The organism is Chloroflexus sp. (assembly GCF_049970315.1).
Classification (GTDB): domain Bacteria; phylum Chloroflexota; class Chloroflexia; order Chloroflexales; family Chloroflexaceae; genus Chloroflexus.
Map to the genome: position 1 here is coordinate 19,759 of NZ_JBMFNE010000027.1, position 19,407 is coordinate 39,165.

Genomic DNA, 19,407 nt, shown 5'->3' on the forward strand with positions numbered 1-19,407 from the left:
AGCGGGGGCCGTACGGGTGATGGCGCGTCGCACGGCAGTGAGGCGTTACCGTTATGACGGGGATGATTGGCGGCGTTTCAATTCGTAACGGATTATGCCGGCTACGCTCATCCGTGACCAGCTCCGGGCGACGACGCCGGCGGGGCCGTTATCGGGGTAGGGTAACCAACGTGCCGCTAATGCCTCGACATCGGGATCGCCATCGGTAAGAGCGCGCTGGACGAGGTCGGCCAATTCTGCTATTCGTTCCGCCGCATAGCTTAATTGATGATCAACATCATCGTGGGGACCGTAGTGGGTGAGGTAGATGCGCGGCAGGTTGAGGGTCCGCAGCATCGTGATGGTCTGTAAGTGCGCTTCGAGGTTGTAGGTCGGTACCGGTGTGACCGGAAAGACAAGCCCCCAGCGTTCCATGATCAAACCTGCTGCGTCGCCGATGAAGAGGCCTCCGCTTTTGCGATCGCGATATGAGAGGTGATCGGGTGAATGGCCCGGTGTAGCGATAGCTTCCAACACAACATCCCGACCGAGATCGAGATGGAGGTGCTCAGCCGGACGGATCCGCTCGGCGGGAATGGGGAGCAATTCACCGTGTAATGGCCATGCCTCTTCACCCACGGCCCGGCGTACACTGGCCATCAGTTTAGTTGGATTGACCAAATGCTCGGCTACGCTGCTGTGAATGTACACAGTAGCATTCGGTAGCGCTGCAGCGAGATGCCCGGAACCACCACAGTGATCCATGTGGATGTGGGTGCAGAGAATATGGCGCACCGCTTCGCGGGGAATGTCCAAGGCGTCAAGTCCGGCCAGCGTCTGAGGTACGGTTAGTGCCGTGCCCGTTTCGACCAGCGCAATTTCTTCACCGCGCACAACATATGTCACGCCGACACCGGGAATGCCCAACAACTCGTGATCAATCGCCCAAATGTGATTGTCAACTGTGAAGACTTCCATTCTGCCCCCGTTGTTTAAACCGAATCAACCAATGACCATCAGCTCAGCGAGCGGCAGTTATCGCACATGTGCGACCCTGAGTGCACAGCCGGTAGTAGTCCTATTTACCGGTATTACGGCGACGACGGCGGCGTTTGGCATCGGTAGGAGCTGAAGGCGATTCTGAGGCTGGTTGTTTGGCTGGCGATGGTGCCGTTGGTGACTTCGCCTTCGCTGCGGGTGGCTGCTTCTGCTTCGCCGGTACCTGCTTTGCCGATGCCTCTTTCCTGTCGTTCCGATTCCGTTGACGTACACGTGGCTGTGCTGCCGGTTTCTGCTCTGGGTCACGGTTTGATTCTAGCGGCGGCGGTAACACCGGTATCATCAACCCTACCGAAGGTTCTTCATCTTCTAGCAGACTAAGATCATCGTTCCAGGCAAAAGCATCGATCTCATCACGCAGCATACGGCGTTCGCCACGTTCGGTTTTCTCCGAACGCGCCGGGGTAATCCCTTCTGCCGCCCGTTCCCTAGCCAACGCAATCACCTGTTCAGTCGCGAGGGTGATCTGCGGTAGATCGTAGGTTTCGATCATCCCGCTACTAGCCAACTGCACCAGTATTTGCTGTTTCAGCACGTTCTGCCCAACTACTTCGCCCGGCCCGTCCGGCGTTACCACCCACGTCCCACGTTTGGGCAACTGGCTGCGCATCTCGAGGTACTGTTCGTGTTCATACGCAAGACAGCAGAGCAAGCGACCACAGACCCCACTAATTTTGCTCGGATTGAGCGGCAGGTCTTGGTCTTTTGCCATCTTGATCGAGACGCGGGCATAATCGGGCAAGAATGAGGTACAACAGAGAATCCGGCCACAGGGACCGATGCCGCCGAGCATCTTTGCCTCATCACGCGGCCCAATCTGGCGTAGCTCGATCCGTGTTTTAAACGTGCGGGCTAAGTCACGCACTAACTGGCGAAAATCGACTCGCTGATCGGCGGTAAAGTAAAACGTTAGCCGCGAGCCATCGAATGAATACTCGGCCTTGACCAACTTCATCGGCAGCCCGTGCTCTTTCACCTTCTCGGCGCAACGAGCGAGCGCCTCATCGTGGTACTGCTGCAACTCAGCCATCCGCGCCAAATCGGCATCTTCAGCACGTCGTACCACCGGCTTCAACTCACCGACGATCGCATCCTCACTCACGTCACGTCGTTCGAGGGCTACTTTCGCCAGTTCTAGCCCGCGAACTGTCTCGACAATAACCGGCTCACCTATCTTCAGGTCAAGATCACCAGGATCAAAGTAGTAGATTTTCCCACTATCTTTAAAGCGAATGCCAACAACTGTAGGCATAACGTCTCTTTCTGGAATACAGCGCGAAGGAAGGGCAGATGATTACGGTCCGGTGTACACAATCGTTGCTGCCCCATTAGATTTAGTACGTGGGCCAAGCACCTTATATGCGCGCACTCGCTGTTGCTTGCCCTTCAACTGGAGCTCCCCCATCTCTTGCAATTCAAACTGATCACCGACCAGTCGGGCCGTATCTTCACCGATAAACACCGTCCCCGGTTCGGCAGCCGTCTCCAGCCGTGACGCAGTATTGACGGTATCGCCGATAGCCGTGTATTCCAACCGGTGACGTGTGCCGAAAAAGCCGGTATACGCCGGTCCGGTATTGACGCCTATCCGAATGGTGAACGCCTTATCAGGTTCGAGGCGACTGACCAATCGCTGTTGGGCTTGCAACATCTCCACAGCCGCAGCCACAGCACGTAAGGCATGTTGCTCATCAAGTGGGTCATCGGGCAAGCGCGGTGCACCAAAGATAGCCATAATCCCATCGCCGATATACTTATCGACGGTGCCATTGTAACGGAAAATCACCTCGGTCATTTCGTGCAAATACTCATTGAGCAAATCTTGCACCTCGCGCGGCGACAACAGTTCGGAGAGGGAGGTGAAGCCTTTCACATCGGCAAAAAGAACGGTAACGATCTGCTCTTGTGCTTCCCATAGCTTTCCGTGTTGGGCGACGTAGCGTGCCAGAGCATGGGCTACGTTCGGCGAAAGGAAGCGTTCGAGGTTTTGTCGTACCTGGCCCTGCACGCGCAACTCCTCGGTAAGGCGTGCCCGCTCGATTGCGACTGCTGCGAGATTGGCGATTGCCACCACGAGATCGCGGTCGCGCGCCGTAAACTGCTCACGACCGGGCGAATCGAGCAAGATCACACCAATCGCACCGACTTGGGTCAATAAAGGCGCACAGAGTGCCGAACGGATGTTAGCGGCGATAATACTCTTAGAACCGGCAAATTCGAGGCGCGCATCGTGGGTCAGAACGGCTTCACCACGCTCGATGGCTTTGCGCACAATACTGCCGGCAATCACTACATCACCGGTACTCGGCGGAAAAATCACGCGCGGTACTAACTCATCACCTTTACGCAGCAGCAAAAACCCACGTTGTGCCGGCACCAATCGGATAATCTCCTCCATCACCACATCGAGCAGCTCGCGGTAATCGAGTGCTTGATTGATCCGCATGCTGATCTGATAAAACGCTTGCAGATCAGATGGCTGTAATTGGAGGGCGTGGGCTGCAACTGACTGCGACTCCGAGGTAACAGGGAAGTAGCGATTATCGTCGAGTACGACACTCTGGGCGGCACGGTCTTCAAAGATCAGCTCAAAAGGGCCGATCCCGATGACATCACCATCGTTGAGCAGCTCTTCTTTCACCCGCAAGCGATTGACCGTCACACCATTGCGACTGTTCAAGTCGATGACCCACGCCCGCCGACCACGCAGTTCGATACGGGCATGCTTCCGCGAAACAATCGCATGGTTCAGCACTATTTCATTATCGAGTTGACGGCCAATGGTGATACCCTGCTCAGTAACTGGGAACGAGCGTTGCTCGCCGTGAATAGTGACCGTGATCCGTGCCATACATGTTCTCCCGACCTACCGGCTAACCGGCGATGTCTCCCCAAATCAGTTCGGCGATATGAGCCGGTACGGTGATCGACAAACCCGGTCGTTGCAACGTCACACCAATAGAGGGGATATTATCGACAATGACGAATTCGGCCCCCGGTACCAACCCATTCGCTTCGAGAAAGGCGACAATCGGTGTCTCTTCCTCAGCCTCTTCAGCAATGCGCCGAATCACAAATGACTGCCCGGCTTGGGTCGTGTCGAGCCGAGCTGCGCCGGTGTAGACATCACACTGGCCAGGAATCGGATTACCGTGCGGACACGTCGTGGCATGCCCAACCAGTGCCATAATGCGTTCTTCCATCACCGGCGAAAGAGCGTGCTCGAGTCGCACTGCTTCCTCGTGAATCAGGTGCCACGGTAATCCCATAACATCAACGAGGAATCGTTCGAGGATTCGATGCCGACGGACCATCTCTTCGGCTAGTTTGAGACCGGTAGGGGTCAGGGTAATCTCGCCATGGGCATTGCGTTCAATGAATCCTTTTTCAAGCAGGCGGGCAACAATATGAGTAACTGTTGGCGGCTGCACCTTCATCCAGCGCGCCAAACGGGCCGCAATGACCGGTTCGTTACGCGCAGCGAGATAGTAAATAACCTCAAGGTATTCGCGTTCTTTCGCGGTTGGTTCGCCGGCAGTGCTCGTCTGCCGACGACGTAATGATGCAACGGAGTGGGAATTATTCATAGCAGCTCCCTTTGCGCCCGCAGGCAGACTGACCGATAGCATGGACGCGCGGGCATTGCTTCGTATGACCGGCAATCACGTCGCGTGAGCAGTAGGCATATCATCTTTACATTATAGCAGACGGGCTTGCGATAAGACTACCGGTTCGTTTCGGTTAGTCCACAATACCACGTAGGATAAAGCAAAATCCCCGCCGTTACGGCGGGGATTCTGGTTTGGAGAAGGGGTCACCGGTTCGGTAAGACCTAGCGGGCCTCACCAGCGGTGACACCCATACGCTTACTACTCATGGGCATCACCTCCTTCGTGCCTGACCGGCAATTATGCTGTTTGAGTGCCGACATTGGTACTATACCGAAGTTTGATAGCAAAGTCAAGGGTCGTTGGCAAGATCTTTAGATGTCGTTTAATGCTAACGCGATCCAGAAGTGGTACAATACTCTCCACTTTGATCGTATTGGTAAGTACAATGGCATGAGTAATCACAAACAATACTATCTCGTGATACGCGGACGCCGGCCAGGCGTATATCGCCAATGGCATGGCGAGGAAGGTGCGGCGAAACAAGTACAAGGTTTTTCCAACGCGCTCTATAAAGGGTTTGCTACCCTTGCTGACGCGAAAGCGTGGGTTGCCACGTTGCCGGAATCAGAGCGATTGTCGGCGGAGGCGTGGTTAGCCGCACAGCTTGATCACGAACCGGAAGCGGCGGTATCGCCTGATACTGTGGTCATGTATACTGACGGGAGTGCGCTCGGCAATCCGGGTCCGGGTGGATATGGCGTGGTATTACGCTACAATCAGCATTACAAAGAGCTGTCCGGCGGATTTCGGCGTACCACCAACAATCGGATGGAACTGATGGCGTGTGTTGCCGGGCTACGCGCACTCAAACGACCGATGCGGGTTATCATCTACAGTGACTCGAAGTATGTGGTGGACGCGGTACAAGAAGGGTGGGTGCAGCGTTGGCAAGCCAAGCATTGGATGCGTACTGCCACCGAACCGGCAAAGAATGCCGATCTGTGGGCTGAACTATTGCAGCTATGTACGATCCATCAGGTACAATTCGTGTGGGTACCGGGCCACAGCGGCGTGCCCGATAACGAGCGGTGCCATCAGTTAGCTACTGCCGCAGCCCAACAACCCAATCTGCCACCCGACATCGGCTTTGAGCAAGCCGACGACCAGAAACTATAACCGGCGCCGAGCCGTCGATAATGCGGCTCGGCCCAACACCTACTTGGTCGGATCGGTCACGGCAAAGAGCAATTCCGCCTCACACGCCAATTGATCGGCAACTGTCGCCCGTGCCTGACCCTTCCCAATCCCACGTCGCATACGCTCGAGTTGTACTTCAAGCCGTAAGGGATCACCGGGACGCACCACCCGCTTGAACCGTGCGCCGTCAATTCCGGCGAAGAGCACCAGCTTGCCGGCATGTTCGGGGAGACTGAGCGCTGCAACTGCACCGGTCTGCGCAAGTGCTTCGAGTATCAACACGCCGGGCATGATCGGGTTGCCGGGAAAATGACCTTGAAAATAGGGTTCGTTGGCCGATACCAACTTCTCGCCGACTGCGCGCACCCCCGGTTCGAGTTCGACAATCCGGTCCACTAGCAAGAACGGATAGCGATGTGGGATCAGCGCCATAATCTCTTGGATCGACAGCATGGATATTGCTCCTGTCACAACAATGGCACTCAGCGACGCGGCGCAGCGACCGCGATCAAGCGCGGGCTTGCCGTCGTATACGGCTCTAAATCGTAACTACCGTAGACTGCACGCAGCGTAAACCCCGCTCGTGCTAGTAAATGCTCTAGCTCGAAGCGGTACAGCCAACGCATTGTAAATTGCATTGTGCGTCGGGTGACCACCCCATCGCCGGCAGTCTCGTCGTAGATAAAGGTCACGTGGCTCATCTGTTCGGCGGGATCACTCTCGATCACGACAAACTTCTGGACACGGCAACCATCGAGTTCATAGCTCCGTTCCAGTTGCAGGCGACCATCTTCACGAGTTATCGTTAACGGATCGGGATTGAAGAGGTCGATAATCAAGATCCCTTTACGGATCAGTGTTCGACGTACCGCTGCCAAGGTAGCAAGTTGATCTTCAATTGTTGTTAAATGCATAAATGAATTGACTGCTACAAAGGCGAGCGTAAAATGGTTTTCAGGTAACACCACCTCGCGTACATCAGCTTCGATGAGTGTCACCTGATCGGTCAAGCCCTCGGCAGCCAGCCGTTCGCGTGCAATCGCCAACATCGCCGGCGAAAGATCAACACCGGTGAGACGATAACCGGCTGCGGCCAACGGCAGTAACACCCGTCCGGTGCCACACATCAGCTCGAGAATCGGATCACCGGTACGGCGCGCCCACTCACGATAAAAGGGGATGTCGTCGTGAAAATGACGAAAGTCAGCATCGTAATAACGGGCAAATGGGTCGTATAAATTCATGGATTTAAAAGTAAAAATAACACTCCAAAGACAAACAAAATCACAATAGCCCCGATCATCCCGATAGTCAAAATACGGGGATCGATAATCGGCTCAAAACGCGGTGCACCGGGCAGATTTGCCGATGAAGCCGGCATTCGGGGTGGTTCTGGCGGTAGTGGTGGGGTACGAAACACGTCTTCGAGCTTTGTTGTTGGTTGACGGACGACTTCACCCTGCGCGGACGGTGTATCGAATGGTTGATTCTCCGGCAAGCGTGTGGTGTTGGTGTCTTCACTCGAACGACGCAACGCGCCAAAAATACTACTCCCAATAGAAATGACCACCATCAGGACAATCAACGCAATAAACAGGTCAGTCGTCCCGATCACCAAACCTGTCTGCTGGCTCAGCCAGCGGGCCAGTGGTGGCAAGATTGAGGGCCCTAGAATGAAGAGCAAGAAGACCAACCAGCCGATCCAGCCCGATCTACTACGGCGTCCTTCCATTGCATTCCCTCTCTTACGAATCGGTCACCGGTGCGGCACGCACAATGAGCCGATGGGAATAGACTCCAATCGGGACACAGGTAATCAGCGTGAGCGTTTCACTGCTTGTCGGTGCGAGCACCCACGTCGCATCGGGGAGCACTGTCAAAACCTCACGCACCACATAGCGACGATCGTTACCGTTCGCCGTGACCAATACTTCATCGCCGACTGTAATTGCCGGTAGCTGATTAAAAATAATTCCACGATACCCAACATGGCCGGCAATCACGATATTGCCGGTTGTGCCGGGATAGCCACTGATCGGCCAGTAATGGACGGCCGTATAGCGTGGAACGTCCCACACCCCAAACGAAAATCCCGCACTGACAACCTCGGTATCGACACCGATGCGCGGTACCCGCACGCGCGTCGGACGAACCGCAGCCCACGCAGCATCGCCACTTGTCACCGGTTGTAGTGACCATTCCGGCGCCGGATGTGCAGCCAACCATGCCCGTCCCAAATGTCCGAGCAACACCTGGTAGCGGGGTTGGTTCTGCGGATGCCACTCAAAGCGTGCCCGCTCAAAGAACTGGACCACACGCGGCTGACTATTCTCATCGATGGTCTCAAACGGTTCTGATAGCGGGAAACCGAACGTCGGCAACCCACCGTTTTGCCACCAGAAAGTACGAAAAGCCCCGCTCAGACTATGACCGGTTTCGGGAAAGAAATCGGCATGTGCCGGAGCTGTCGGCAATGGTACAAACGCCGGATGATCGGCATACATCGTTGCCGCCCATCGCCCAAGATGCCCGACCTGCACCAACGCCAAATCGGCGTGCCACTCGAAGCGGGCACGCTCGAAATACTGCACCGGACGGCCATCTTCAATAAACACCTCGGTGAGTGGATAGCCAAAAATCGGTAGACCACCTTGCCGGTCGTAGAATTCACGAAAGGCATACGCCAACGTATGACTGGTCTCACGGAAGATGGTCGGTTGACCGGCAGCCGTATTGGCAGCGACCGGTAACGGGCTAAGAAGCAATATTATCAGACAAAGGATAAGTAATCGCCGCATACGTGTATTGTAGCGTATTTACCTTAATCAGAACGACCACGTGTCACGGAATAGACGGAACCCTAGCAGTGTACGAAAGCAATCACCTATCTTCAATGGCTTCAGCCGCCAGCAGTAACAACAACAATGCCTGTAACCCGCGACTCAGATTCACCGGTATGATATATTCATCGGTGCGATGCGCATTACCGCCATCGGTTAAGCCAACACACACCGCCGGAATACCCATGCTGAGCGGAATATTCGCATCGGTACTACTCTGCTGGAACGAAACCTGCGCACCAACCATCTGGTAAGCCGCAACAGCAGCTTGTACCAAAGGATGTTCACGCGGAATAGCACCGGAAGGTCGGTCACCAACTTTCACCAATTGCACGTGGATGTCGGGATATTCGAGCGCAGCCTCCTCGACCAACCGATAAACCTCGTCCACCAGCTCGGTCAGCGCCGCCGACGATACCGAACGCAGATCGAGCAACATACTGGCATGTTGGGCAATCGTATTAACCGACGTACCGCCGCTGATAGTCCCGATATTAAACGTTGTGCGCGGTGACAACGGTACATGCAATTCCGTCAAACGTGCCGCCAACCGGACTAACACGTGGATCGCACTTGGGGTGCCGAAATTACCCCATGAATGGCCACCGGGACCGGTGACGTCGATCCGAAAGCGACGCACTCCAATCGCTTGATGGTGGAGTGAGCCGAAATCACAGCCCTCGATCACGACGACCGCACCGAGCTGCGAGCGCAGCCGTTCGACCACGGCGCGCATCCCGCGCAGATCACCCAACCCTTCTTCACCAACATTTGCCACAAACCAAATATCACCGGCAGTTGGGAGATTGAAGCGCTGGTACACCTCGGCTACCCGCAGCAAGCCGGCTACCCCGGCGCTATTGTCGCCAATACCGGGGCCGTAGACGCGCTCACCCTCGTAGCGGATGGAAAGGTCGGTATCAGCAGGAAAGACCGTATCGAGGTGTGCCGATACCAACAAAGCGGGTCGATCGGCCTGACCGGGCCGACGAGCGTACACATTCCCCAACTCATCTATCGTCACATCGTGCAAACCGAGTGCCTGCATCCGCTGGGCAACGAGCAATGATCGCGGTCGTTCAGCAAACGTGGGTGCCGGTACCTGTTGAATCTCAATCGCCATCGCCAGCGTCGGACGATAATCGGCCAAATCGGTCAGGGCATCCCGCACTACCGGATGGTTATACCAATGCTGAACGACCGCTTTCATCATCGCTCCTTTCCGTCCCTCGCTATGCGGCATCAACAACATTGCCCACATTCTGCCGTCGCCCTCGCAAGCATTATCAGTGAACGAGCGTCTACTGTCAATTTGCCAGCAGTATCGAATCGTGGCATACTGAAGCCCCAGAAAGATACAAGGATTGGTCTGAACAGACTACAACACAAACGGTAAGGAGCACGTATGTCGCTGTTGCCAACTGCAACTGTCGCGACCATTGCCCGCCACGTTGGTCGGCGAGTAACACTCGCCGGATGGGTCTACCATAAGACGGAAAAAGGCAAACTCATCTTTATTCTCTTGCGTGATGGCAGTGGCACGATCCAATGTGTAACGTTCAAAAAGAATGTCAGTGAAACTACCTTTGCCACAGCTCAAGCCTTAACCCAAGAGAGTTCGTGTCGTATTACCGGTAGTGTACGCGCCGATGAACGTGCCCCGGGCGGATACGAGCTTGATGTTGAAGAGATCGAGCTGGTCGGACCGAGCCACGAATACCCGATTACCCCCAAGGAGCATGGGGTTGAGTTTTTAATGGAGCACCGTCACCTGTGGGTACGATCGGCAAAACAACACGCCATCTTACGGATTCGGGCCGAAGTGATTGCTGCAGCTCAGGAGTGGTTGAACGATCAGGGATTCGTTCGCTTTGACACTCCGATCTTGACGGCAACGGCCGCCGAAGGTACAACCAACTTGTTCGCAACCGATTACTTCGATCTCGGCAAAGCCTATCTTGCTCAAACCGGCCAGCTCTACGTTGAAGCCGGGATGATGTCGTTCGGGAAAGTCTACTGTTTCGGCCCTACCTTCCGCGCCGAGAAGAGCAAAACCCGCCGTCACCTCACCGAGTTCTGGATGATCGAGCCAGAAGTGGCGTTCGCCGACCATGAAGATAACATGCGGTTGCAAGAACAGTTCGTCAGCGCCATTATTGCCCGTGTGCTCGACCGGCGTCGTGAAGACCTCAAGGTTCTCGAACGCGATACCAGCTTGCTCGAACAGGTCGTTCCACCGTTTCCGCGCATTACCTACGATCAAGCTATCGAGCTGATCGCTGCACATCAAGGGGAAGTTGAAGGAGCCTACCCGTTGCCATGGGGAGAAGATTTTGGCGCACCTCACGAGACGTTGATCGCGTCGAAGTTTGACCGACCGGTCTTCGTCGAACGATTCCCATCGGCGGTCAAAGCATTTTATATGCAGCCCGATCCGAATCGGCCGGAAGTAGCCCTCTGTGCCGATCTGCTGGCACCGGAAGGGTATGGCGAGATTATCGGCGGCTCGCAGCGTATCCACGACCCAGACCTGCTCGAACAACGCATTCACGAGCACGGCTTGCGCCTCGAAGATTACCGATGGTACCTTGACTTGCGTCGCTACGGGACTGTTCCGCACAGTGGGTTTGGGATGGGCATCGAGCGCGTCGTCGCGTGGATCACCGGTACTCGTCACATCCGCGAAACGATCCCGTTCCCGCGCCAGTTGTACCGGATCTATCCATAACAACGAAAGGAAGGGTGTGTGGTTTGGCGTACCCTTTCCTCATACTCCCCTCAGATTCGGATATGAGTTGGGACAGAGGGAGGCACCAGCGCCGTGCAGGCCACCAACGCCGATCCGGTGGTCTGCCGCCATACGTGAGATGAACGAGACCATGGTTGCTTTCACAACACAACCACATCGTGAAAGGATTGCTCGATCTACAGCACGGACAACCGAGCAACCCCCTTGTCATTTCGCAGGCGCCTTAGCGCCCGCGCACTCTTGAAGATGGCTCGCTCTGCTCGACATGACAGGGGTGTGTTTGCGCAGACCACCGCGCACTCTTGCCATTTCGCAGGCACGACAGCGCTCGAGCAATCTTAGCATAGCGAAGCTTTCTCAGCGCAGCCCCCACCAACCACGAATAACCGGCCTGCATCCCGACCAGCCCGGCTAGCAATGGGCCGAAACAAACTGCTCATTCCCGATCATTCTGCTGACGCCAGTTCCAGAGAATAACCGAAAGATAGCCGGCTGCCCCAATCGCAGCCCCCACCGACCACGAGTTACTGGCCTGCATCCCGACCAGTCCGGCCAGCAATGGGCCGACGGCAGCGATCAGGGGACGGAGATCGTCGCCGGGCGGGAGCGGCGCGCGCCGACGGCGGACACGAGGCTGACGTTCGTTCGGTAGCAGTTCGGACGGTTCAGTGTCATCATTCTCTTCGTCGTCTTCGGCCTCGAAAATAGCCGGGGGGAGCGGATTATCAACCGGTGGGTCGGCGCGCAATTCGGCTCGGTAGGCTTTCCGCCAGCGGTATGTGGGGCGACGGCGAGTTTCGTAGAGATGATACGCTGCTCGCTGTAAGAAGGCTGGTTGGCCGGCACTAAGCGCCATCAGTTCGCGCACCTCATCGACGCTAAACCGAGTTTCACCCTCGTCAAGGTAGCTGTCGAGCAGCATGCGCGCTTCGGCAAAGCTGAGTGGCCCGAGGCGGACGGTGGCAAACGGTTCGCTCAGCAGCGGCGGCGTACCACGTATTGCTCCGACGACCATCAAGTCGTAGGTCATCCGCTGACCATTCGGGCCGGCGACGCCGTGGTAGCCAGGCGCACTGCGTCGGGCTAGCCGCCCAAGGTGTTCGAGCAACTCCTCGCCCCAGCCGGCAGCAATCGCCGTTTCGACCCCATCGAGGCAGATAAGCACCGGTCGACCATTGGCGGCCAACCGACGCTCAAGCGCGGTGATAGTTGGTTCACTTCCACCGAGCGCACGCACAATGAGACTGTAGGTGGTTGTGGCATCAGGCAGTAACGCCAGATCGAGGTAAAAGGCATTGAGATCAGGTATTTCGAGCACTGCGCCGGCTGCTTGGGCCAAATGGGTCAATAACGACGAACGGCCACTACCACTCGGCCCATAGAGCAAGAGCGGTCGCCGGCGTTCGAGCTGCTCGCACGCTGCGCCCAACTCACGCCAACGCCCAACAAACTTCCCCGGATCGGTAATGCGACCACGTTCACCGAACGGATTGGTCATCGATATACCTCTCAGTGATACGGATGTTCAGCGATACTATGCCGTGCCGAACATCACTCCATTGCCGCACCTACGGCTGAAGATACCAGCGCTCGATATTCCACAAAAAGCGCGGCGTACTCAGATCAATTGGCCCATCGAGTGTGTACAGGCGTGTAGCGAGCACTACGGCGGTTCGGTCGACCCACAGGTAGAGATAGGGCAATTCGGTGGCGATCCGGCTCTGCACCTGAGCGATGGCGCTGCGCCGCTCTTCCCGGCCGTAGAGTTGGCGTGCAATCAACGCTTGTTCATCGTAGATCGGATCGTTAAATCCGACGAAATTGCGTGTCACCCGTGTATCAGCCGGCCCCTGTTCGAGCTGGCTAGAATGAAAGAGGGCAAAATCGTCGGGATCGTAGAACATCGTATCGCCGAACGTCGGGTCACCGGCTCCGTTGAGCCAACTGCCTAACAAGAGATCGAAGTCGTAGGGGGCAACATAGCGTGCGAGTATGACGGTGGCGAAATCGACCGGCTCGACCTCAATCTGTATCCCAATACTGGCAGCGATCTCTGCAATCCGCCGGGCTGCCACTACCCGCCGTTCGTCGTCATTACGCACATAAAGGCGGGCAATCAGCGGTACGCCTTCGCGCTGACGGATCGTAGCTCCCGGCGGCAACGTCCAACCGGCGGCATCGAGCAGTGCGCGTGCCGCCGGCAAATCACCCGACGTTACCGGTGGCGTCATATCCGCCCAACTCCCTGGCAACGCGCCATTCCCTACCGGTATTCCGCCGCCTTTGGTCGCCGTCTCTACCAAACGCGGCAAATCGATAGCCGTAGCTAAAGCTTGCCGTAAGCGCACATCGGCAAATGGCCGACCAGGACGGAGATTGAACGCCAGAAAATAGACCCCGTTTTCGGGAATACTGCCGCTGCGCAAGGAAGCTACATCGGCGAGCGCCTCTTGCGCGCCCCACGGCAATTCGGCCACAAGCAATTGACCATCGCGCAACGCACGTTGGGCCAGCACCGTTTCTGGAATCACCGACAACACCACCCGATCTAACAACGGCGCCCCGTGGTGATACTGCTCAAAGCGTTCGAGGGTCAAACTCACACCTGCTTGCCGTTCGATCAAGCGAAACGGGCCACTTCCGATCGGCTGATCGAGAAAGTTGATCTTGCTCACATCACGATCGGCGAAGAGGTGGCGCGGCAAGATCGGCACAGCCAATAAGCTAAGCATCGGCGCATAACGACTCCGTAGTTCGATGACGACCGTGCGCTCATCAATGGCCGAAGCGGTGGCAATATAACGTAGATCGGCTAACAATGCGGTACTAGTTTCGGGTAGATTACGCAACGCTTCGAGGGTAAAGAGCACATCGGCGGCGGTCAGTGGTTGACCATCGTGCCAGCGTAAGTTGGGGCGCAAGGTGAAGGTCAAGACGCGACCGCTTGCATCAATATCAAGTCGTTCGGCCAGATCGGGAGTTGGCCAGAGATCGGCATCAAGCCGCATCAACCCACTGTATAGTAAACCGATCAGATATTCCTCACCCCGTGAACGAGGCTGCCACGGTCGTATATCGGTAATATCAGCGCCAATGCGCAGGTTGAGTACTCCACCTCGCGGTAACGGTGATGGTGTTGGCGGTAGGGTTGGTGTCGGTGGTTCCGGTACGACCGGCGTGGGAGGAACCGTCCAACCACAAGCTGCCAGCCACACACTCACCACAATCAACATCAAACATCGGCGACCACGCTGAGGGAGCAGAGATAATTTCATATGCTACACATTATACTAACACTCATCTTGCCGGAACGGTTATTGACTCAAGCTTATGGTACAATACTATAGCGATCAGATACCATACTGTCCGGTCGAGATGGCACGGAAAGGGAAAAGCATGACCTCACGGCTGCATGAAGCGGAATCGATAGTCTGGAGCCGGTTAGCTCCTATCGGGCGTGGGCAAATGTTTCGCCGGCACAGCACGATATACACGCCGGCACAGCCGGCACAAGCACTCTACCTCCTCGAGCAGGGACAGGTAGGGCTGCATCTTGCTTCGCATGAAGGCCGTCTGCTAACCGTGCGCGTCGTCGAAAGTGGGCAGATGTTCGGTTTGAGTGCGCTTGAACGCGATACGGGATATGACACATTCGCCGAAGCATTGACACCGGTGAGAACACTGGTTGTTCCGCGGCCAGAAGCGTTGCGGCTGGTTGCGGCTGACGGTGAATTGGCAGCCGCCATGCTCGAACTGCTCGGTCAGCAACGGCTCATTGTGAGTCGTCGGATTGAGGAGGTTGCCTTCAAGTCGGTGCCGGCACGGTTGGCTTCGGTTTTGCTCGAGATGTCGGAAACACAGCCGGCGGCAGCACCACAACCAACACGTGTACCACGACGTACCCATCAACAGCTTGCCGATATGATTAATGCGTACCGCGAGACGGTGACCAAAGTGATCAACCAGTTTCGCGACGCACGTCTGCTCGACATCGATAGCTCAGGTATTACGCTGCTCAACCCGTCGCGGCTGCGTGAACTCGCCCAGAGCTAGGGAGTTGACTGTTTGGCCGGTGCATGATTTTTGCGCTTACGCATATGCTCGCGCCGTACCACTAATTTCCACCACAACCCGATCAGTTGCACGAAGGTGCGCCATAGCCGAGGGAAGTTAAAAAACTGGCTCTTGCCGTAGGTGCGGTGATAGTGATGCACCGGTACCTCGGCAAAGCGGTAACCGGCGTCTTGCAACTTCTTCACAAGCTCCAGACAGATCGTACCACTGTCCGATTCTAATTCAATGTCATCGAATACGTGACGGCGGATTAAGCGAAAATCGCAGTCGACATCACGCAATTTAAAGCCAAACAGAAACTTGACGGTATGATGGTAGATTCGCCCGATAATGATACGATGCAGTGGATCGCCACGGTCGATTTTCCAACCGTTAACAACATCAATGTCATCACGCAAAGCCGGTAGCAGCAGTTTTAACTCGCGTGGATCGTACTGGGCATCACCATCGGTGTAAAAGATAAGGTCTTTCGTTGCTTTGGCGAAGCCAACCCGTAATGCTCCCCCGTAGCCGAGTGCTTGCCGATGGGTGTAGACCCGCAATTTATCGTACCGCTTCGCCAGCGACTCCAACACCTCGACCGTGTAATCGGTGCTACCATTTTCGACCACAATCACTTCGTAATCGTCGGTAATCTCTTCTAACGTCTCAATCACTGCAACAACCATACTACCGATCGTACCGGCATCGTTGCAGGCGGGGAAAAAGGCGCTGATACTCGGACGCTTGTCCATATCAAAACTCCTGTGCCGGCAAATGTCGTGCCGGCTGATTATACCATAGCGCACAAGCCCTATCGTTCTAACCATCATCACCGGCAATACAGTGTGTTATCATGCCACTAGCAGATAAGCAAAAGAGTGAGGAGTATGACAACCCTGGTTTGGTGGTTGCTAATCGCGATGGTCTTGCTATCAGGCTGGTACGTCGTAGCGTATCTGGTCGCGTTATACCATCTTCGTGAACGAATGCTGCTGGTTGCAGCCGCACAATGGCTGTTGGTGGGAATCGGTCTCGGTTCGATCATTCTCAACAACGGGACACCGGTCTTGGTATGGGTGATGACCCCTATGCTCATCGGCCTCGCCTTGGCCGGTATCTGGCGGCGACACCCGCGTGGCTTGGCGCTCGTGCTCCGTTCATACCCACGAGGAACGCTTGATATTCTGACATTTCGTCGACCGGTATTTGATTTGAAGCGCCGTGTGCGTACCAAGTAGCTATGCGTGACGAACTTATTGCCGCCCTGCTCGCTGTAGTTGATCCGACAATCGTGCTACGCCGTCCCGAAGAATTATTGCTCTACGAATATGACGGCTCAGCACTTGATCAGGGGACGCCGGAGGTCGTTGTTGTCCCTCGCACAACTGCTGAAGTGGCAGCTTGCGTTAGGGTGGCGGCACAGCTCGGCGTACCGATTGTTGCCCGCGGCGCCGGTACCGGTCTTGCCGGTGGTTCGGTGCCCGAACAGGGTGGTCTGGTCATTTCACTGGCCCGTCTCAATCGCATTCTTGCCATCGACCCAATATCCCGGACCGCACGTGTCCAATCCGGTGTGGTGAATAGTGATCTGAGCCTTGCCGCCAATGCGTATGGCCTCCATTTCGCCCCCGATCCGAGTAGCCAACGGGCGAGCACGATTGGTGGGAATATCGCGACCAATGCCGGTGGACCGCACTGTTTGAAATATGGGGTGACGACCAACCACGTCTTGGCAACCACGGTCGTGCTCGGCGATGGGCGTATTGTCGAGTTTGGTAGCGCTGCGCTCGATATGCCCGGCTACGATTTGCTTGGTGTGATTGTAGGTAGCGAAGGTACGCTCGGTATAGTCACCGAAGCGCTTGTCAAACTGACTCCTAACCCGGAAGCAGTGCAAACCTTCCTCGCTATTTACGATGATCTCGATGCGGCCAGCACAACGGTATCGGCCATTATTGCTCACGGCATTATCCCTGCGGCGCTGGAGATGTTAGTCGGGCAAGGTATTGCTGCGGTTGAAGCAGCGGTGCAGGCCGGCTATCCAGCTGATGCTCGGGCAGTCTTGTTAATCGAGATCGATGGTTTGAGTGAGGAGATAGCGGCGCAAGCTTACCAGATCGAGGCCCTCTGCCATCAACACGGTGTCCGCGAATTACGGGCGGCCCGTGATGAAGCCCAACGGGCTAAGTTGTGGGCCGGACGCAAAGGTGCATTGGCGGCGTGTGCCCGCATTGCCCCGCATTATCACATCCAAGACGGTGTAGTGCCACGTTCACGCTTACCCGAACTGCTCCGTCTTACCGAAGCAGTTGCTCAACGCCATCAGATCACGATTGTCAATATTTTTCACGCTGGAGATGGCAATCTTCATCCGCTGTTGCTCTTCGATGTACGCTATCCTGGTGCCTTAGAACGGGCGATTGCTGCAAGTGAAGAAATACTCCAGGCCTGTGTCGCTGCCGGCGGTACCATCAGCGGCGAACACGGGATCGGGATTGAAAAGCGCAATTATCTGGGGTGGATCTTCGGCCCTGCCGATCTATCCGCCTTTGCTGATGTGCGCGCCGTCTTTGATCCGAACGGGTTCATGAACCCCTGCAAGCTGTTACCCAGCGGTAGCAGTTGTGCCGATATTCGCTACGCGCGCGGTGCATTACGCGCTCTCGATCGGGGAGCATGGATTTAATACAGGCGCACCAATGCAAATCTCTGATACGCCTTCAATTGCGCTCCCGGCCGGCTACACGCTCGCCGGACAGCAACCACAGCGAGTCGTACAACCGACGACCATTGCCGAACTGGCAACAGTCGTTGGTGAAGCAGCCCGTACCCATACAGCGATAGTGCCATGGGGTGCTGGAAGCCGTCAGTGGCTGACCAATCCACCAACACGGTATGATGTCGCCCTCGATCTCCGTCGACTCGACCGGCTGATTGAGTACCACCCTGCCGATTTGGTAGTGATGGTCGAAGCCGGCGTCACGCTCGGTACAGTTCAATCGCACTTGGCTGCACAGGGCCAGTGGTTGCCGTGGGACCCCTTCGCACCACTCGATGCCACCATTGGCGGTTTGTTGGCGACGGCGGCATGGGGGCCATTGCGCTTAGGCTACGGTGGACCGCGTGAATGGTTGCTCGGGATGCAAGTTGTCCTCGGTGATGGCCGCCTCGTCCAGAGTGGTGGACGGGTGGTGAAAAACGTTGCCGGTTACGACACCCACAAACTGCACCTTGGCGCATTCGGCACGCTCGGCGTGATTGCGACGGCTACGTTCAAAGTCGCTCCCCTGCCAGAACAAATGTCGTCACTGCGGGTGACACTCCCAACCGTAACCGAAGCTCTGCACACCGCAACTGCGCTACGTCAACCACCGCTCCAACCGGTAGCTCTGATCATAACGGTTAACGAAACGGTAACGCTAACGGTGCGTTTTGCCGGCGTTGCTGCGGCAGTTGCGCGCCAACTTGCGCTAGCAGCGGATCGGTGTGGGCGTCATCGAGATGTGACCGTGCAACACGATGATCGCGTATGGTGGTCAACACCGGCTATGCCGCCACCGGATCAAACTCTCTGGCTGCGGATCGGCGTCCCTGATTATGGGTTGACGACAGCCGTAGACACAACGCTCCAGATTGCTCAACCCAACCTCACGATCTTTCCAGGTCTTGGCTTATGCTACGCACGGTGGCCGGTGGCGGCAGCTTCCCATCTCCCGGCATTACGGCAAACGTTAGGTGGGATCGGTGGCTATGTCGTCGTCGAATATGGCCCTCACGGGATCGATCGTTGGGGACCTCCACCGCCGAGTATCGATCTTATGCACACGCTCCGACAACGCTGGGACCCCGCAGGGATTCTTAATCCGGGCCGCTGGCTTATACCATAGGACAACAATTGCGCAGAACGTTGGATCGC

18 protein-coding genes are annotated in these 19,407 nt (G+C 56.1%); 6 read left to right on the forward strand and 12 right to left on the reverse strand.

Features of this window, described 5'->3' with window-relative positions; genetic code table 11:
* Positions 1–51: 51 nt before the first annotated feature.
* From ACP5OT_RS15255 to ACP5OT_RS15270, 4 genes are all read right to left on the reverse strand, one after another.
* On the reverse strand, positions 52–957 hold the full coding sequence (locus ACP5OT_RS15255) for an MBL fold metallo-hydrolase (protein WP_428132614.1): 906 nt from the start codon (positions 955–957) through the stop codon (positions 52–54).
* 100 nt (positions 958–1,057) lie between these two features.
* Positions 1,058–2,290 carry a regulatory iron-sulfur-containing complex subunit RicT gene (ricT, locus tag ACP5OT_RS15260; RefSeq protein ID WP_424676896.1) on the reverse strand — a complete coding sequence of 411 codons (1,233 nt, stop codon included), beginning with the start codon at positions 2,288–2,290 and terminating at the stop codon, positions 1,058–1,060.
* Positions 2,291–2,332: 42 nt separating this feature from the next.
* On the reverse strand, positions 2,333–3,889 hold the full coding sequence (locus ACP5OT_RS15265) for an adenylate/guanylate cyclase domain-containing protein (protein WP_424676895.1): 1,557 nt from the start codon (positions 3,887–3,889) through the stop codon (positions 2,333–2,335).
* A gap of 22 nt (positions 3,890–3,911) precedes the next feature.
* Entirely contained in the window at positions 3,912–4,625 is a 714-nt protein-coding gene (locus tag ACP5OT_RS15270) for a metal-dependent transcriptional regulator (protein WP_424676894.1), read from the reverse strand.
* 474 nt (positions 4,626–5,099) lie between these two features.
* On the opposite strand from ACP5OT_RS15270, the gene rnhA reads away from it, so the two are divergent.
* Complete coding sequence (rnhA, locus tag ACP5OT_RS15275) at positions 5,100–5,825, forward strand: ribonuclease HI (RefSeq protein ID WP_424676893.1); 726 nt, start codon at positions 5,100–5,102, stop codon at positions 5,823–5,825.
* 39 nt (positions 5,826–5,864) lie between these two features.
* Here the strand turns inward: rnhA and fabZ are convergent, their stop codons facing one another.
* The 5 genes from fabZ to ACP5OT_RS15300 all read right to left on the reverse strand — a co-directional run bounded on the left by fabZ (position 5,865) and on the right by ACP5OT_RS15300 (position 9,896).
* Positions 5,865–6,299: a 3-hydroxyacyl-ACP dehydratase FabZ gene (fabZ, locus tag ACP5OT_RS15280; protein WP_424676892.1), complete on the reverse strand. Its 435-nt coding sequence runs from the start codon at positions 6,297–6,299 to the stop codon at positions 5,865–5,867.
* Between the two features lie 29 nt (positions 6,300–6,328).
* Positions 6,329–7,090 (reverse strand): class I SAM-dependent methyltransferase, encoded by a 762-nt coding sequence (locus tag ACP5OT_RS15285; RefSeq protein ID WP_424676891.1) that lies wholly within the window; start codon positions 7,088–7,090, stop codon positions 6,329–6,331.
* The gene (locus ACP5OT_RS15290) at positions 7,087–7,578 is read right to left on the reverse strand and encodes a hypothetical protein (RefSeq protein ID WP_424676890.1); all 492 of its coding nucleotides are present in this window, start codon (positions 7,576–7,578) and stop codon (positions 7,087–7,089) included. Before ACP5OT_RS15290 ends, ACP5OT_RS15285 begins: the two co-directional genes overlap by 4 nt.
* Positions 7,579–7,591: 13 nt before the next feature.
* A complete protein-coding gene (locus tag ACP5OT_RS15295) occupies positions 7,592–8,644 on the reverse strand; it encodes a sortase (RefSeq protein ID WP_424676889.1) in 1,053 nt (350 codons plus the stop codon).
* Between the two features lie 82 nt (positions 8,645–8,726).
* The gene (locus tag ACP5OT_RS15300; RefSeq protein ID WP_428111664.1) at positions 8,727–9,896 is read right to left on the reverse strand and encodes a M20/M25/M40 family metallo-hydrolase; all 1,170 of its coding nucleotides are present in this window, start codon (positions 9,894–9,896) and stop codon (positions 8,727–8,729) included.
* Between the two features lie 195 nt (positions 9,897–10,091).
* Between ACP5OT_RS15300 and asnS the strand changes: the two genes are divergently transcribed.
* Positions 10,092–11,414, forward strand: coding sequence for an asparagine--tRNA ligase (gene asnS, locus ACP5OT_RS15305; RefSeq protein WP_424675183.1), 1,323 nt, complete (start codon positions 10,092–10,094; stop codon positions 11,412–11,414).
* 457 nt (positions 11,415–11,871) lie between these two features.
* Here the strand turns inward: asnS and ACP5OT_RS15310 are convergent, their stop codons facing one another.
* Both ACP5OT_RS15310 and ACP5OT_RS15315 read right to left on the reverse strand, forming a co-directional pair.
* Positions 11,872–12,933 (reverse strand): ATP-binding protein, encoded by a 1,062-nt coding sequence (locus ACP5OT_RS15310; RefSeq protein WP_424675182.1) that lies wholly within the window; start codon positions 12,931–12,933, stop codon positions 11,872–11,874.
* A gap of 70 nt (positions 12,934–13,003) precedes the next feature.
* A complete protein-coding gene (locus tag ACP5OT_RS15315; protein WP_424675181.1) occupies positions 13,004–14,710 on the reverse strand; it encodes a peptide ABC transporter substrate-binding protein in 1,707 nt (568 codons plus the stop codon).
* A 121-nt stretch (positions 14,711–14,831) separates the two neighbouring features.
* Here ACP5OT_RS15315 and ACP5OT_RS15320 point away from each other — a divergent pair, with 121 nt between their 5' ends.
* A complete protein-coding gene (locus tag ACP5OT_RS15320) occupies positions 14,832–15,488 on the forward strand; it encodes a Crp/Fnr family transcriptional regulator (RefSeq protein ID WP_428132617.1) in 657 nt (218 codons plus the stop codon).
* On the opposite strand, the gene ACP5OT_RS15325 is transcribed toward ACP5OT_RS15320, so the two are convergent.
* A complete protein-coding gene (locus ACP5OT_RS15325) occupies positions 15,485–16,243 on the reverse strand; it encodes a glycosyltransferase family 2 protein (protein WP_287911258.1) in 759 nt (252 codons plus the stop codon). The genes ACP5OT_RS15320 and ACP5OT_RS15325 overlap by 4 nt on opposite strands.
* A 135-nt stretch (positions 16,244–16,378) precedes the next feature.
* On the opposite strand from ACP5OT_RS15325, the gene ACP5OT_RS15330 reads away from it, so the two are divergent.
* Genes ACP5OT_RS15330 through ACP5OT_RS15340 form a run of 3 tightly spaced genes read left to right on the forward strand, consistent with a single transcriptional unit; the run spans position 16,379 to position 19,378 of the window.
* Positions 16,379–16,729, forward strand: coding sequence for a hypothetical protein (locus ACP5OT_RS15330; protein ID WP_424675179.1), 351 nt, complete (start codon positions 16,379–16,381; stop codon positions 16,727–16,729).
* Positions 16,730–16,731: 2 nt separating this feature from the next.
* Complete coding sequence (locus ACP5OT_RS15335; protein ID WP_424675178.1) at positions 16,732–18,177, forward strand: FAD-binding oxidoreductase; 1,446 nt, start codon at positions 16,732–16,734, stop codon at positions 18,175–18,177.
* A 13-nt stretch (positions 18,178–18,190) separates the two neighbouring features.
* Positions 18,191–19,378, forward strand: a complete 1,188-nt coding sequence (locus ACP5OT_RS15340; protein ID WP_424675177.1) for an FAD-binding oxidoreductase — start codon at positions 18,191–18,193, stop codon at positions 19,376–19,378.
* Positions 19,379–19,407: the final 29 nt, after the last annotated feature.

Bases quoted from the DNA above. Each gene is read 5' to 3' on its own strand.
- ACP5OT_RS15255 (WP_428132614.1), bottom strand. From the start codon at position 957: ATGGAAGTCTTCACAGTTGACAATCACATTTGGGCGATTGATCACGAG.
- ricT (WP_424676896.1), bottom strand. From the start codon at position 2,290: ATGCCTACAGTTGTTGGCATTCGCTTTAAAGATAGTGGGAAAATCTAC.
- ACP5OT_RS15265 (WP_424676895.1), bottom strand. From the start codon at position 3,889: ATGGCACGGATCACGGTCACTATTCACGGCGAGCAACGCTCGTTCCCA.
- ACP5OT_RS15270 (WP_424676894.1), bottom strand. From the start codon at position 4,625: ATGAATAATTCCCACTCCGTTGCATCATTACGTCGTCGGCAGACGAGC.
- rnhA (WP_424676893.1), top strand. From the start codon at position 5,100: ATGAGTAATCACAAACAATACTATCTCGTGATACGCGGACGCCGGCCA.
- fabZ (WP_424676892.1), bottom strand. From the start codon at position 6,299: ATGCTGTCGATCCAAGAGATTATGGCGCTGATCCCACATCGCTATCCG.
- ACP5OT_RS15285 (WP_424676891.1), bottom strand. From the start codon at position 7,090: ATGAATTTATACGACCCATTTGCCCGTTATTACGATGCTGACTTTCGT.
- ACP5OT_RS15290 (WP_424676890.1), bottom strand. From the start codon at position 7,578: ATGGAAGGACGCCGTAGTAGATCGGGCTGGATCGGCTGGTTGGTCTTC.
- ACP5OT_RS15295 (WP_424676889.1), bottom strand. From the start codon at position 8,644: ATGCGGCGATTACTTATCCTTTGTCTGATAATATTGCTTCTTAGCCCG.
- ACP5OT_RS15300 (WP_428111664.1), bottom strand. From the start codon at position 9,896: ATGAAAGCGGTCGTTCAGCATTGGTATAACCATCCGGTAGTGCGGGAT.
- asnS (WP_424675183.1), top strand. From the start codon at position 10,092: ATGTCGCTGTTGCCAACTGCAACTGTCGCGACCATTGCCCGCCACGTT.
- ACP5OT_RS15310 (WP_424675182.1), bottom strand. From the start codon at position 12,933: ATGACCAATCCGTTCGGTGAACGTGGTCGCATTACCGATCCGGGGAAG.
- ACP5OT_RS15315 (WP_424675181.1), bottom strand. From the start codon at position 14,710: ATGAAATTATCTCTGCTCCCTCAGCGTGGTCGCCGATGTTTGATGTTG.
- ACP5OT_RS15320 (WP_428132617.1), top strand. From the start codon at position 14,832: ATGACCTCACGGCTGCATGAAGCGGAATCGATAGTCTGGAGCCGGTTA.
- ACP5OT_RS15325 (WP_287911258.1), bottom strand. From the start codon at position 16,243: ATGGACAAGCGTCCGAGTATCAGCGCCTTTTTCCCCGCCTGCAACGAT.
- ACP5OT_RS15330 (WP_424675179.1), top strand. From the start codon at position 16,379: ATGACAACCCTGGTTTGGTGGTTGCTAATCGCGATGGTCTTGCTATCA.
- ACP5OT_RS15335 (WP_424675178.1), top strand. From the start codon at position 16,732: ATGCGTGACGAACTTATTGCCGCCCTGCTCGCTGTAGTTGATCCGACA.
- ACP5OT_RS15340 (WP_424675177.1), top strand. From the start codon at position 18,191: ATGCAAATCTCTGATACGCCTTCAATTGCGCTCCCGGCCGGCTACACG.